At 36.3% G+C, this 15,015-nt stretch carries 15 protein-coding genes; 3 read left to right on the top strand and 12 right to left on the bottom strand.

The genetic code is table 11. The features are described 5' to 3' along the window. Window positions 1–2 precede the first annotated feature (2 nt). The 4 genes from BLR36_RS09825 to BLR36_RS09840 all read right to left on the bottom strand — a co-directional run bounded on the left by BLR36_RS09825 (window position 3) and on the right by BLR36_RS09840 (window position 5,244). Window positions 3–1,112: an ABC transporter permease gene (locus BLR36_RS09825; RefSeq protein ID WP_093061572.1), complete on the bottom strand. Its 1,110-nt coding sequence runs from the start codon at window positions 1,110–1,112 to the stop codon at window positions 3–5. After that, window positions 1,109–2,383 (bottom strand): ABC transporter permease, encoded by a 1,275-nt coding sequence (locus BLR36_RS09830; RefSeq protein ID WP_093061573.1) that lies wholly within the window; start codon window positions 2,381–2,383, stop codon window positions 1,109–1,111. The genes BLR36_RS09825 and BLR36_RS09830 overlap by 4 nt, the downstream gene beginning before the upstream one ends. 16 nt (window positions 2,384–2,399) lie before the next feature. Further along, on the bottom strand, window positions 2,400–3,329 hold the full coding sequence (locus BLR36_RS09835) for an ABC transporter ATP-binding protein (RefSeq protein ID WP_093061574.1): 930 nt from the start codon (window positions 3,327–3,329) through the stop codon (window positions 2,400–2,402). A gap of 520 nt (window positions 3,330–3,849) precedes the next feature. Next, entirely contained in the window at window positions 3,850–5,244 is a 1,395-nt protein-coding gene (locus BLR36_RS09840; protein WP_093061575.1) for an L-cystine transporter, read from the bottom strand. A gap of 165 nt (window positions 5,245–5,409) precedes the next feature. Between BLR36_RS09840 and cls the strand changes: the two genes are divergently transcribed. Further along, window positions 5,410–6,864: a cardiolipin synthase gene (cls, locus tag BLR36_RS09845; RefSeq protein ID WP_093061576.1), complete on the top strand. Its 1,455-nt coding sequence runs from the start codon at window positions 5,410–5,412 to the stop codon at window positions 6,862–6,864. Window positions 6,865–7,412: 548 nt separating this feature from the next. Here cls and BLR36_RS09850 read toward each other — a convergent pair. The 5 genes from BLR36_RS09850 to BLR36_RS09870 form a co-directional block, all read right to left on the bottom strand. Then, complete coding sequence (locus tag BLR36_RS09850; protein ID WP_093061577.1) at window positions 7,413–8,255, bottom strand: M15 family metallopeptidase; 843 nt, start codon at window positions 8,253–8,255, stop codon at window positions 7,413–7,415. A gap of 173 nt (window positions 8,256–8,428) precedes the next feature. Next, window positions 8,429–8,674 (bottom strand): hypothetical protein, encoded by a 246-nt coding sequence (locus BLR36_RS09855; protein WP_093061578.1) that lies wholly within the window; start codon window positions 8,672–8,674, stop codon window positions 8,429–8,431. A gap of 93 nt (window positions 8,675–8,767) precedes the next feature. Continuing rightward, window positions 8,768–9,535, bottom strand: a complete 768-nt coding sequence (gene yidC / locus BLR36_RS09860; RefSeq protein WP_093061807.1) for a membrane protein insertase YidC — start codon at window positions 9,533–9,535, stop codon at window positions 8,768–8,770. 79 nt (window positions 9,536–9,614) lie between these two features. Then, on the bottom strand, window positions 9,615–10,406 hold the full coding sequence (locus tag BLR36_RS09865; protein ID WP_093061579.1) for an AraC family transcriptional regulator: 792 nt from the start codon (window positions 10,404–10,406) through the stop codon (window positions 9,615–9,617). A 97-nt stretch (window positions 10,407–10,503) separates the two neighbouring features. Beyond that, window positions 10,504–11,397 (bottom strand): diacylglycerol/lipid kinase family protein, encoded by an 894-nt coding sequence (locus tag BLR36_RS09870; RefSeq protein ID WP_254771379.1) that lies wholly within the window; start codon window positions 11,395–11,397, stop codon window positions 10,504–10,506. Window positions 11,398–11,523: 126 nt separating this feature from the next. Between BLR36_RS09870 and BLR36_RS09875 the strand changes: the two genes are divergently transcribed. Next, entirely contained in the window at window positions 11,524–12,654 is a 1,131-nt protein-coding gene (locus BLR36_RS09875) for an MFS transporter (RefSeq protein WP_093061581.1), read from the top strand. A gap of 41 nt (window positions 12,655–12,695) precedes the next feature. Here BLR36_RS09875 and BLR36_RS09880 read toward each other — a convergent pair whose 3' ends face one another. Continuing rightward, complete coding sequence (locus BLR36_RS09880) at window positions 12,696–13,034, bottom strand: hypothetical protein (protein WP_254771368.1); 339 nt, start codon at window positions 13,032–13,034, stop codon at window positions 12,696–12,698. Window positions 13,035–13,276: 242 nt separating this feature from the next. Here BLR36_RS09880 and BLR36_RS09885 point away from each other — a divergent pair, with 242 nt between their 5' ends. Next, the gene (locus BLR36_RS09885) at window positions 13,277–13,768 is read left to right on the top strand and encodes a GNAT family N-acetyltransferase (protein WP_093061583.1); all 492 of its coding nucleotides are present in this window, start codon (window positions 13,277–13,279) and stop codon (window positions 13,766–13,768) included. Window positions 13,769–13,886: 118 nt separating this feature from the next. On the opposite strand, the gene BLR36_RS09890 is transcribed toward BLR36_RS09885, so the two are convergent. Both BLR36_RS09890 and BLR36_RS09895 read right to left on the bottom strand, forming a co-directional pair. Next, window positions 13,887–14,360, bottom strand: coding sequence for a DUF4064 domain-containing protein (locus tag BLR36_RS09890; RefSeq protein WP_175454037.1), 474 nt, complete (start codon window positions 14,358–14,360; stop codon window positions 13,887–13,889). A gap of 340 nt (window positions 14,361–14,700) precedes the next feature. Beyond that, window positions 14,701–14,982 (bottom strand): GNAT family N-acetyltransferase, encoded by a 282-nt coding sequence (locus BLR36_RS09895; protein ID WP_093061585.1) that lies wholly within the window; start codon window positions 14,980–14,982, stop codon window positions 14,701–14,703. Window positions 14,983–15,015 lie beyond the last annotated feature (33 nt).

Raw genomic sequence — 15,015 nt, forward strand, 5'->3', positions numbered from 1 at the left:
ATCTATTCGCTGGAATGATAGCGTTCCGTTCTTTTTTCCAATAAACTAATGCCTACCACTATCAGTACTATTGCAATAACGATCATCATACTTACATACGCCCCAACACTACTTAAAGTTCCCTCGTAAACCGTCACTCGTTTCATAGATTCCATCGCATAATAGATAGGAGAAATCCATTTCATCGCAAGCAATCCTTCCGACTGCACTATTTCTAGAGGCCAGTACGCCCCACCAATCATTGCAAAGGCTACCGCTACAAGTGAAATGATAATACTGCTCTGACTTACTGTTTTCACTAATGAAATAACAAAAACAGAGAATGCCATTACAAGCAATACATAGATAGCAGCTATGATTACTACTTTCCAAAAGCCATCGTACATATTAGTCCCTAACACATATCGGAAAACGAACAGGACAAGCAGTACTTGAACAAGTCCAATAATATAACTGAAAGACAGATGTCCAAAGTATAATTGGAATCTACTAACTGACGCTAGCTTCAAACGATTCCATACACCCGAGCGCTTATCATCTAAAATAAATTGAACATTAATAGCTACCGTGTAAAAAACAAAAAATAGCATAAAACCGAACAAGCTTTGCAGAGCATTGTCGTAACGAAAGACTTCTGACTCATCCATCGCCTCTGTTTGTATGAGGAATGCTTGATCATCGTTTAAACTTACTTCTAACTCTGCCCAAGCATCGTCTCCCCCTGCCTGAATAACTTGCTGTTTAAAACTGTTATCCCTATAAGCCGATTCAACTATTAAAGATAGATTTCTCACCCCATCAGAATCTGATGCAGAATAAATAGTATAAGATGTTTCTTTCAATCCAATACCGACCATGCGAATATCTTCTTTTGCCTTTTGTTGTAGCTCTTCTTCTGTAATTTCTAGAAGTGAGTAGCCTTTTTCTTTCTTTAATCTTTCTAGTACTGCTTGAGTTGTTTCAGAATCGTCCACAGCCACTGCCACACTCATCTTCCCATTACTAGAGCCGCCTACCACGGATGCCATCACTAAAGTCATTATCGTCATCATGATTAAAACGATAGGCTTACGTTTTAAATTCAGAAATCTAGCAATCCATATTCCTTTCATTCGGCTACACCTCTTCTCGGAAAGAAAACAATGGATAGTAATACACAAACAACCACTAAAACATATATAGCCAACATAAAGGGCCAAATAACTGATAAATCCTGACCTTTTTGTATAGACAGTATGGCAGACATTGTTGCACCATTGGGAGTAAAATCACCAATTTTCCCGAGCGTTTCGGAAATGTCTCGAATATTAAAGAAAGATCCACCAAGGAAAGAAAATACCGTAATAAATAACCCGTTAAATACATTCGCAATACCCTCTGTTTTTGTTCGAAACTGGAGAGTTGTCATTAAGGCTGATAATGCACCAACAAATACACTATAGCTAACAATAATAACGACCATTGCTTCTAAACTAATCCATTCTATTCCTAATACAAACATACCAAATAAGAGCATCATCACTTGTTGGATAAATGCCACAAATGTTCCCGTAAAGAAAATGGAAAGTGTATATAAAATAGGTGAAACCCCGGCCAGTAAAATACGGTCATATACTTTCCACTGAACTTCCTGCAGTGCAAAGCCTGCTAGAAAAGCAGGGATATATAATGCAAACATCACTAACATCCCGACTGTGTAGTAAATAGATGCAGGAATCTTTCGCTCATTTGCCTCTAAAGTCTGCTCTAACTTTTCTACACTAGTGACGTTACTCATGATTTCCTGAGGTGATAAATCTGCCGATAAAAGTGCCGCCGATTGTGTATAGCCCGTTTGCCAATCTGTTAGTACAGATTCGATTATAGAAGCACGAATTTCATTATCTTGGTTTAAGTATAAGGATAGGTCTGGAAGGTTAGTGTTATTAAAGTAGGCCGATTTTACATAATCCAATCGAAAATTAGTAGGAATATTTAGTATGCCATCTATGTTTTCATCCTGCCGTGCAACCTTTAAATCAACATACTTTTTATAGTCTACTGCAATATACTTCTTCATTTCATCGGAAGCTAAAATGGTGCCATTCAATAATTCAACCGGATCACTACTTTTAAATTGAATAAGCATAGCTTCCAAGGGAGGACCATTTACTCCTTCTTGTTCTAAAAATAGCTTAATTGCTTTTTCCTCTTGAGCCCATGATGAATTATCTACAATGAGCAAATTCGCTTGAATTGCTGCTTCTTCTCCACTATCCATTATGCTCCCTAAAGCATTTGAAAGAATAGTTATTAAAACAAGCGGCATGACTAACAATATTATTAACGGTTGTTTATTTCGAATTAGCATTTTCATTTGCTTCGCAATTAAAGTAAACAGCATCACCCAATCTCCCCTCTTAATCTCTTAGTGCTTTTCCAGTCAAATGCAAGAACACATCTTCCAGAGATGGCACTTTGACAATCGCAGAGGTAATCACTACATTATTTGCCGCAGCAACCGCAAAAATAGTAGCTAGTGGCTCTTCACTTTTGGACATCGAAATCGTCAATACCTCTTCCTCTATATGAAGAGTTGCTGTTGGGAACCGTTCTATCAAGGTTTTCTCAAAATTTTCCGTAAGTAAATTAGCTTTCAATTCAATTGTTTGGTTTTCCGAAACAAGTCCTTTAAGCTCTTCTTTTGTACCATGTGCAATTATTTTCCCTTGATCCATAATGTATATTTTGTCACACAGCATTTCTACTTCTTCCATGTAGTGACTGGTATACAAAAGCGTCATCCCCTCTTCCACAAACTGCTTAACGGTTTCTAAAATATAAGCCCTCGATTGAGGATCAATTCCAACAGTTGGCTCATCCATGATTAATATAGAAGGTCTATGTAAAAGCGCAGCCCCAATATTTAGACGGCGTTTCATCCCACCTGAAAAGGTTTTAACTATATCCTTTTGTCTATCAGTCAATCCAATTTTCATGAGTACTTCCGTTATCCGTGTTTCCAAAAGTTCACCTTTTAATCCATATACTCTACCGAAAAACGCTAGATTCTCTCTTGCAGAAAGCTCTGGATATAGAGCAATCTCTTGTGGAACAACCCCCAATGTTTTACGTAATGGCTCTGGATTTTTTGCTATGGACTTTTCATTCCACAAGACATCTCCGCTTGTCGGTTGGACCAAAGAAGACAACATAGAAATAGTCGTCGATTTTCCTGCACCATTTGGACCTAATAATCCAACCGATTCCCCCGCCAATAGTTCCATATTGATTTCTCTAACAACTTCCTTTGTTTTAAATCTTTTGGAAAGATTAATCGCTTGAAGCATTCTCACATCTCCTTACAACCTAGTTAAATCGATTATAGCAAACTACTACATTAGTTTATGTTAAAATATTTTTAATATTTAGCCTTCATTAGAAATTAACTGTTGTTTTCCAAGAAGATATGCTGTTGATTGTAGCGAAGGTCGGACGCTTTCCGCGGGCACGGCTTCAATCTCCTCGTCACTTCGAAAACATATGCTCCTGCGGTTACTCGTCGCAAAGACTTTAGCCAAACAAAGTTCGACCAAAATCTTTCCTGCGGGGCTTTCAGCTCGTGCTGTTCCCGCAGGAGTCGCTGCCTTTCACTCCAATCCACTACGACCTCTTCCAAAACTAATGTCCAATAGGTAAATATAAATGCAAAAGATAGGCATTTTTTATTCAATAAAACTTCTTAATCAAAAAATCTTTTATTTTTCAGTGGCCTCGGACGCTTTCCGTGGGCACAGGACTTTTTTTAAATTTTTCTAATTCTCCACATAAAAAAAGCCATCCTTTGAAAGGATAGCTTTTCTCATTATATTAGGCTTCGTCAATTGCGATTTTGTCTAATGGTGTATTGTAAAGTTCTTTATCTAGTTCACCAGTGATTTTCGCAGTTGCGACACCGGCAGTCATGGATCCACTTACATTTACTGCAGTACGTCCCATATCGATTAGTGGTTCAACTGATACTAGAAGTCCCGCTAAAGCAACTGGTAAATTTAATGCAGATAGAACTAAGATCGCAGCAAATGTTGCGCCGCCCCCAACTCCCGCTACACCGAACGAACTAATCGCTACTACTGCGATTACGGTTAAGATAAACATTGGATCTAACGGATTGATACCTACTGATGGAGCTATCATAAATGCCAGCATTGCTGGGTAAATTCCCGCACATCCATTCTGACCGATAGATAACCCGAATGATCCGGAGAAGTTTGCTACCCCTTCGGATACACCCAATTTAGTTGTTTGCGCATTGATATTAATCGGTAGCGCACCAGCACTTGAACGTGAAGTGAACGCAAAGATCAATGGTTCTGCCGCTTTTTTAACATACGTTATTGGGTTCAATCCAGATAGTGAAATGATCAATAAATGAATTGCGAACATTACTACCAAAGCTACATATGATGCAAGAACAAACTTACCTAAATTGTAAATGGCACCAAAATCAGATGTTGCTACAGTTCTTGCAATAATTGCTAAAATTCCGTATGGAGTTAAACGAAGTACTAGTTTCACTACTCGCATAACTAATGCATAGATTGCATCAATACCTGTTTTTATCGTTGCTGCTGTTTCTTTTTCTTTACGAGCTATTCCTAAATAAGCAAATCCTAAAAATGCTGCGAAGATTACAACCCCAATTGTTGAAGTCGGGCGTGCACCTGTGAAATCTAAAAATGGATTTGCAGGTATTAAGTCAATTATTTGATCTGGAAGTGTTTTATCTGCAACTTCCGCTGAGCGACCTTCATAATATTCTGCACGTGCTGTTTCTGCATCCCCTTGAATGATTTGATCTGCATTTAAATCGAATATTGCTGCAGAGCTAATACCAATAACTGCCGCAATAGCAGTTGTTCCGATTAAGAAACTTAAAATAATTGCAGCCATTTTACCAAAGTTTTTACCAATTGTGATTTTTGTAAACGCCCCTAAAATAGAGATGAATACTAATGGCATAACAATCATTTGTAATAATTTTACGTAACCAGTACCAATTAGATTATACCAAGGTACCGTTTCCGCCAATACTTCCGAATCTACCCCGTAGGCAAGATTCAAAACTAACCCTAAAACAATCCCTAATCCTAGTGCAGTAAATACACGTTTTGAAAAAGAAATATGTTTCTTCTGCATAAAGATTAAAACTCCAACTAAAAGGAGTAAAGCTACAATGTTAAGAACAATAAATAATATATTCATATAAATACCTCCGTCTTTCTTGCTCATCATATAATAATACTTTCATCCCTATTGGTCAAGTAGGAATTACTTTCTAACTAATATAGGTCTTCCCTACTTTCTTTAAGTCAAATCAGCTATACTAGAAATAAATGAATAATTAGATTGGCTACGGGGGTGAAAAATTTGATAGCAAGTTTTTATGGTATTATCGTTTCTGGAATTTTAATACTAAATATTTCTTTAGCGATTGCACTTATATTTTTAGAGCGTCGAGATGCATCTGCTACGTGGGCATGGATTTTAGTCCTTTTCTTCATCCCTATTTTAGGATTCGGTATTTACTTATTATTTGGTAGAAAGCTACGAAAGAAAACCTTATTCCGTTGGGAAGGGAAAAACAAAATTGGTATTGATAAGCTCATTGAATTTCAAATGGAAGCTATTGAGGATGACTCTTTCGATTTTCGTTTAGATGATGCAATGCACTACAAAGAGTTAATAGTCATGCATCTTCATAATAACCAAGCAGTTTTAACTCAGGATAACAAAGTCGAAATTTTCACCGATGGACGAGAAAAATTTGATGCACTCCTGGAAGATATCGAGAATGCAAAGAATCATATCCACATTCAATACTATATCTTCCGTTTAGATTCCTTAGGTCAGCAAATTTATCAAGCAGTGTTAGCCAAAGCAAAACAAGGGGTAAAAGTAAGAATTTTATATGATGATACTGGATCACGCTCGTTAAGAAAGAGACATTTTAAAGAACTGATTGAACTAGGTGGCCGGGTAGAAGCATTTTTCCCTTCTATTCTTCCACTGATCAACCCACGTATGAATTACCGGAACCACCGAAAAATTGTCGTGATAGATGGACGAGTAGGCTATATCGGTGGTTTTAACGTTGGCGATGAGTACCTTGGGTTAAAGAAGAAGTTTGGTTATTGGCGTGATACACATTTACGCATTGAAGGTAGCTCCGTGCATCCACTTCAAACTAGGTTCATCCTCGATTGGAACCAAGCATCCACCGAGCATGATATCGAGTACTCTGATATATTTTTCCCCGCTATTCCGATGAAGGGATCTGTTGGTTTACAAATTGTTTCTAGTGGACCAGATTCCGAATGGGAGCAGATAAAAAATGGATATCTGAAGTTAATTATGATGGCCAAAAAGTATATTTATATTCAATCACCATACTTCATACCAGATGCCAGCTTTATGGACACGCTACGAATTGCATGTCTTTCTGGTATTGATGTAAGAATCATGATTCCAAACAAGCCTGATCATATTTTTGTTTACTGGGCAACGTACTCCTATGTAGGTGATTTAATACGAGCAGGAGCAAAGATATATATTTATGAAAATGGATTTTTGCATACAAAAATGATTGTCATTGATGACGAGGCTTCAACAGTAGGAACGGCTAATATTGATGTGAGAAGTTTTAAATTGAATTTTGAAGTAAATGCCTTTATATATGATCGCGAAACCTCTCATCAATTAGCGGAAACGTTTGAAGAGGATATGAAGTTATCTACAGAGCTGACAGCAGATATTTATGAAAAAAGATCAAGAATGATTAAATTCAAGGAATCTTTAGCACGCCTAATCTCACCGATACTTTAATGAAACTTTGACACTGAAAATTCCTTTAGAGGTAAAACACGTTTCTATCGTTTAAGGTAGGCTTTGGACAGCGTTGTCGCTATATAATTACCGTTTAATTTTTAGGGAGGCTGGGACAGAAGTAGTCTCAATCAATGAAAAAAGGAAAATTGCGTGTGCGATATCATTTTTTTGTTATTTAACTCTAAATCTTGAGGTAAAAATATCTAAACATAGGGACACTTCTTTCGTTTAGAATTTGGAAGTAGAATACTTAAATTTTAACAGAGGTTGTCTTTTTTATACTTGAATTTATGGAGATTTACTTGATATAGAGGGGAAAATAGTTGTTCGTAGTGAAGGCGACGACTCCTAAGGGAACAGCACGAGGGAGAGACTACAGGCTCGAGCCGTGCCCCTAGGAAAGCGTCCGCCGTAACGGAGAACAACGGCGGCGAAGCTGAAATAAAAAAGGAAGCAGTCCAAATTTTACTTATCGTAAAATTTGGACTGCTTTTGATTTTGAAATAGGTTCTGTCCCAGCCTCTTAAACATCTATTTATGTTCTCTTATAAATCTAAAAATTCTTCTAATGTTTCATTAGCTTCGTATACTTGCCCACTTAGTTCTTTCCCAACGTACCGGAAGTGCCATGGCTCATACATATAGCCCGTAATTTTCTCTGACCCTTTAGGGTAACGCATGATAAAACCATACTTATGGGCATTGGCAGCCACCCATTTACCGGCTTCTGTTTCACCAAAGCTTTCCCTCGCGAAGTGTTGTTCAAAATGCTGCTCTCCAATATCAAAAGCTAATCCCGTTTGATGCTCGGAATACCCAGGACGCGCACTATAACGATCCGCAGCGGCCTGACCATCATTCGATACATAGCGATCATAAAGCTTTGTTTGATAGTCAAATGATCGATATGTGCTGAAAGCAATAAGCTCATATCCAGACAAAGTAGCCTCTGCTGCCATTTCTTGAAAAGCGGCTCTTGCTTCTTTGCTTTCACCAGGTGCATAATCCGCAGGAAGAGGATACTTTTTGCTAGCAATTACTTGCCCTTCCACTACGGTTGGTTCCTGGGGCAATAATTCGTTTCCAATATAGCCATTTGCTCCAGACATATCTACGTCTTCCACAACAGGCTCTTCCTCGACAGGAATTTCCTGGATCGGTTCTTCTACGATTGGTTCCTCGATAATAGGTTCTTCTGTTTGATCCACTTCTGCGGATTGCTCAACCTCCGTCAAATTACGAAGTTTCTCTATACTTTTATCTATATTCCAACCATTCATCCCTACCCACACTACCATTGCTCCTATTAATAGTCCTGCAATAGTTCCCGAAACAATATATGGCCATTTTTTCTTTTTTTCCTGTAAAAGTTTATATCTTGATTGCATGTTTTTGGACTTCCTTCTTTCTTGTTACGATATTTCTAGTTTACCATTTTTTCCATAACTATTCTCTTATTCAATTTGAACTTTACCAAAATAATTATAACCAGTGATACGGATAATAGAATCCTCCTAAATAAGTAAAACGCATCTACCTGTTATAGGTAAATGCGCTCTCTTTAGAGAAACATTAATAATAATACGACAAAAAATAACACTGCAAACAATATGGACATGCCCTTCATCCACTTCGCTTCTCTGACGAACCCTTTTTCCTTGAAGCTTATCGCTCGAAAGCCGTTACTTAGTGCAAAAATTGCTGTCATTAACAAAACAGCCATATTCATATTACCTTTTATAATAAATACCAAAGCTGAAACACTCACTACAGCAATTAACAAACCAAAAATCCAATTTTTATTCATGTATTTACACCTCCTACGAAAAACACGACCCCTATGCTTTGGAGGTCTGGACACTCAAGAAAAAAACGAAGCAACAAGCGCTTCGTTTTTGTTTTATACAGATTTCTCTGCTTTTTCTGGATGATTAGAGTAGAATTTACGCCCTAAGTATGTTTGGAATATCAGTAATAGTCCACCAACGGCCCAATAGACTGGCAGTGCAGCCATAGAACTAAAGGAAATGAACATAATCATAATAGGCGAAATATAAATCATCATTTTCATTTGTTGCTTCTGCTGCTCAGGTACTGTCCATAACGAAACCTTTGCTTGTATGAAATAAACTGCTCCAGCAATCAGTGTCATAGCAATATCTGGAGTACCTAAGTTAAACCATAAAAATGGATGTGCTTTGATTTCAGCCGAATAAAGAATGGCAAAATACAATCCCATAACAATAGGCATCTGAATAATCATCGGAAGGCAACCCATGTTTAGTGGATTCACTCCATGCTTACGATACAATCCCATCATCTCTTGTTGTAGAGCCATTTGCTGTTCTTTATCTTTTGTTTCTTTTAATCTCTTTTGGATATCATCCATTTCTGGTTTAAGCTTATCCATTTTTTCTTTCATGCCTTGTTGATTTTTATAATTTTTAAGCATCAAGGGCATAAGAAGAAGTCGAATAAGTACGGTAATCGCGATAATCGCTAATCCGTAACTACCATTGAACATTTCTCCAAAGAAATGTATAAGAAATTCAAAAGGTCGAACAAAAATATTATAAAAAGTACCTTCTTTGTTTTCTACTCCAGAACATCCACTAAGCAATAATGCTGCAAATACAAGAATAGAAAATAAACTAATCTTCTTTTTCATAACCATTCACCTTCACTCTTCAAACTATAAAGAAGTATACCTTACTATGAAGCTATTTATCAAATTTAACCTAAAATAATTAAACAGATTGTTGTTCATTAGGAAAGTTATATTTAAAACTTGGATGTTCTTGGTTATCTCGATATTGCTTCGGTGTAAGTCCTGTATACTTTTTGAATATGCGAGTGAAATAGCTTTGATTGCAAAAATGGAAGCTACTCGAAATATCGGATATCGGCTTGTTTGTATTTCTTAAAAAATATTGGCATTCTTCTACTTTACGAACATTTAAGTATTCTACAAGAGTTACTCCTGTATGTTCTCTAAAGATACGAGAAAGATGACTAGTACTAATATTAAAGTGTTTAGCAATATCCTCTACTGTTAGATTTGTCTCTATTTCATCATTAATATAAAGAATTACTTTGTTAACCGTTTGATGTCCGAATGATGGTTTCTTCCTTTCGGTAATGACCATCACAAAAAACTCTACTAGCTCATCTGCGCATAGTAAAAATTGTGCATCACTCATTTTTGTCTCAATTGTTTCTAAACATGCAATATTAAAAGCTCTAATTTTATCAATAGGCACTTGACTTTCATTTAACTTTCTTCCCATGACAGCTGATAGTTGTATATAGTAATACTTAACGTTTAAAATCATATTCTTACGTGTTCTTGCAATTATTAAATCAATCATGCTTCTTAAAATTTCTTTGGCTTCGTCTATTTCAAAAGAAAACATTTTTTGAAATAGCTGTTCTTCCAATTCTATAAAGGAGTCTAGGCCTTCTACTTTTGTTGTCACAGCTATTTCTCTATTATACACTTTGGAAAAATTCTCTAAAAATCGCTTTTCTACAGTCTTCATATGTCCCTCTTTTTCCCTCCTAATAGGTCCAAATATCCATTAACCTAATTAGGTATGTTGTATTAACTTAATCCATTATCCTGGAAATTTTCGTTTTTTACAACTGTTTTGTATCAACTTTTTTAGGAATAAGCATTTTTACATGTTGAGGAAGCACTTTTATTTCTAATGGGGTACAATCTCCTTCGTCCCCATCTACATTACAATATAATGGAGCTTGTGATTCGATTAATACTTTAGTTGATTCAATCAATTCAACTCCATCATCCTTTTCTAAGTTTCCAAATAATATTTTTGCACCCATTCGAGCTATGGCAGCCAGCCCAGCCTGTTTAATAATATAGATATGCAACTTCCCATCGTTGACTTCAGCGGAATTTACCATTTTCTCAAAGCCACCCACTGAGTTAGTTAATGCTACGAGTATAAGAATAGGCGTACCCTTCCAAACGCCCTGATCATGCGTAATGGTCATCTCTATTTCTTCACTAGAAATAATAGCCTTAGCCCCTTCTAACAGGTATGCAAGGGAGCCCATTTTTGTTTTTTGTTCAACCGTTGTCTCGGCTACACGACTTGCTATTTCACCTATAGCTACTATATTCATGAAATACTTATCGCCTATTTGTCCAATATCCACCATTTTTGTATGGTTCATTTTCAACGCTTCAATGGCAAGCTCAGGCTCCAATGGAATTCCTAATGCACGTGCAAAGTCATTTACAGTACCTAGTGGAATAAAAGAGAATAATGGTTGATATGGCTGCTCTGCAAGACCATTTACAACTTCATTAATCGTCCCATCACCACCCATTGCAAGTAAAAAGTCTACTTTCTCTTCACAGGCCTGTTTAGCAAATACGGTGGCATCATTTTGTTTTTCCGTCTCTTTAATAATGACTTTATATCCCAATCCTTCTAATACATTAATAGTTATTTCTTTATACTGATCTGCGTCTGCTTTACCAGAAGACGGATTGTAGATGAACATTGCTTTCACAGGACTTCCTCCTAGCATTTTTTTGTTTCAAATTCCCTTTATCAATCTTTTTAAAACCTAGGTTTAGAATAAATGGTAAACTATGAGTAATGATTACGATAGAAATGAGGAGCAGAGTTGCACTTTTTCATATATATTATTATTTTTTTCTCGTTCTTTGATTTATTCTCCCAACTACCTATAATGAGCCCCTTTGCGGAATCATTGGGGGCTACTCCTTTTATAACTGGATTAGCCGTTGGGATGTATTCACTTTCCAACACTTTCGGTAATGTTATCTCTGGATTCTTAACGGATAGAAAAGGACCCTTTTATATTTTAATCATCGGCTTGTTTACAACGAGCTTTTCATTATTCCTATATCAATTTGTCAACGATCCCATAGAATTATTAGTTATTCGGTTTTTACACGGCTTAGTTGCGGGACTAATTGTGCCTGCAGCATTTACCTATTCAGCCAATAAAACTTCAAAGGATAAACGAGGGAAAGGTGTTGCACTATCTGGTGCATTTGTTGGACTTGCGGCAATCGCAGGTCCAGCAACAAGTGGAATTCTCGCTAGTAAAAAAAGTGAGGTGTTTGTGTTAGGTCTAACTGGCTCCATTATGCTTGTATTAAGTATTCTAGCACTTGTTTTGTTAAGAAAAATTGCAATTGACAGAAAGGATAAGGTAGTTTCCTCTCCTCACTCCGTTCGCTCTATATTCCAACGCAGCGGAATTATTAAGTCATTTGCAGGTGCGTTTTTCTTAATGTTTTCACAAGGGGTATTAGCTTATATGCTGCCATTAAAGGTATTACACCTTGGTTTTGATTCTAAAACAAGTGGATTGCTGCTAAGTATGTTTGGTTTTGTAGCTATTTTGGTGTTTATACTGCCGATTAATCGAATATTTGACCGCGTGAAACCCGTTTACACATTTACTTTTGGGATGTGTCTTATGGGAATTAGTATGTTATTGCTTGGCCAAACCTATTCACTGAGCTTACTTTACGTCTGGATGGGGTTATATGGAATAGGATTTGCTTTTCTATTCCCTTCTATTAACACACTCTTAATCGATTCAAGCGAACAGTCCTTCCGCGGAAAGGCTTATGGCTATTTTTATGCGTTCTTCTCTATTGGTGTTGTGGTAGGTTCTAGTATCACGGGATTTCTTGAACTAACTGCAACAGGCGGCTTTACGTTGACAGGAGTTATTTTGTTGATTGTCTCTATCTTGGCACTTGTTTGGAGGAAACAATAAGACAGGAATGTGTCTATTGACCCATTCCTGTTTTTAAATCATTATAAAGTTATTTGTTCGTTAACATTCGGTTTTTTATCTGTCTCTTTCGTGTCATTAGAAGATTTCTTAGAATTGTCCTGGACTTCCTCGTTGTAGTACTGGACGCTTGTCATAGCCCCTTCATCCACCATTTTATTATCTTGAATATCGTGGGGATCTGGATGTCCCGCTGCGGTAAATTCAGATTTTTGATGCTTTTGTGAGTCTATATAAGCATTCACCTTAGATTTTGTATTATTGAAAGCTACGATTGCTTTATCACGATTCTCTTTTTTACTAAAATACGCATATGCCCCTGCTGCTAATCCAGCTAATAAAAGTGATTTGTTTTTTGCCATTATCATTACCTCCAAATTTTATATATAGTATACATACCCCATAATTAATAGGTTCACACCTTTACAAGAAAAATCCTCTTTCAAGTGCTTTGGACAGTTTATCACTATTATTACCGATTATCACATTTGTTTACCATTTTTATATTACATTTTGATTTCTAATTGATTTTAATTGTATATATTTGTAGAAGGTTACAGTTATTTTTGTTATGATTACAAAAAGAATTTAGAGGTGAGTTCAAATGATTAGGGCGACCACGTTAGATGACATTTCGATAATTCAACAGATCGCAAAGGTCAGTTGGAACGATACTTACAAAAATATTATACCTAATGACATACAAACGCTTTTTTTAGAAAAGGCTTATTCCCCAATGATGCTTGTGAAAAGAATAGAAAAAACTATTTTCTTAGTCGCTGAGTATGAAGGGAAACCTATTGGTTTTGCCAACTTTACCTATGTGGACGAGGATGGAGACGCAGAACTTACGGCAATCTATGTATTACCTGAATATAAACAACTTGGATACGGCAAACAACTCTTACTAGCCGGATTGAACGAAATGCCAGCAGGTCGCCAGTTATTTGTTTACGTAGAAAGCAAAAATGATAATGCTCGTCTTTTTTATGAAAACTTTGGCTTCGAATGCTTAGAAGAATTTGATGAATATTTTGAAGGACATCCATTATCTACTGCTAAGTACGTATACTTATTAAAAACACCGGTCATTTGATGACCGGTGTTTTTGTTAACTATAATGATTTCTCTGTAGAGTAGAATTCCTCTTCCTCCTGCGCAAAGCTCGTCACAGGGACAGATTAATTTCCTCTATTTTTCAAGTTCTTTGTTAATTAAAGCGTCTTCTCCGTCGTATAGTATTCCTCTTGTTCTTGTAGTTGAACTGGTGGTTTACGTACAAAGCACATGATTGCAGCGACGTATAATAGAATGGATGTTATCGAAATAATACCTGCAAATAATCCCGCCAAAATAAACATAATTCCTGCTAGTTTCGGGTTTTTATTTTTAGAAACAGATACGATACCAATAATATTTAGGATTAAGCTAATTATAAGAATAATGATAAACACCCAACCAAATACGTTAAATGCATCGATAGCTACATCCTTATTATCATTTACAAATTGCAAATCTGCTTCCGTTACGTTCGGATCAGTGATCATCATATTCTCGAATTCGCTTATAAACGCTTCGTCTTGCATCAAGCTGCTCCCACTTACCACTAAGATCGACACTAAAATAATACTAAGTAATGTCATAATTGCACTAATAACACCTAAAACTATTTCTCCTGTACGCGACATAGAATTCAGTCCTCTCCTTTTATATACTCCTTTTATTCTACGATAATTATTAGAAAAAGTTTCGTATATTTTTAAAGTGCCCTCCATAAAATAGTTTAAAACCTGTTTAAAACTTTTTGAACATGGGTAATATTAAACTATCAACTAGAATATGAGAGGATGAGTTTCATGGAAAAAAAATTAATTTTTAGTCAATCAGATTTCCTTTATACGTTGGCAGGTGCATCAGCATTAACAGGAATTTTAGTATTTTTTACGCAAATATAATACGTTCCACTTAAAAAGGCAATCCTTTTCTATATAGAAGCGGATTGCCTTTTTGTTTATTCGCAATAGGTTTTTATGCTTTTACATCATTATATTCATCATATTTGGAAAACGCTGATACGACATACGAGCAAACCGGCTCCATTTTCAAGTTCTTGTCTCTCGCATAAGAAGCGGCATTATCAAGCAATTTCTTAGCAATTCCTTGACCTCTCAATTTATCAGAAACATATGTGTGATCCATCACCATTACGTCTCCCAGTAATGTCCATGTAATTTCACCAAGTCGTTCCCCATCTTGAATATATTGATAGGCATATACATCGTTTCCTAATTCTTTATATTGAAACTCCATCTTTCACCACTCCTTTTCTGAATTTTATCACAT

The organism is Psychrobacillus sp. OK028 (genome assembly GCF_900103605.1).
Lineage (GTDB): Bacteria > Bacillota > Bacilli > Bacillales_A > Planococcaceae > Psychrobacillus.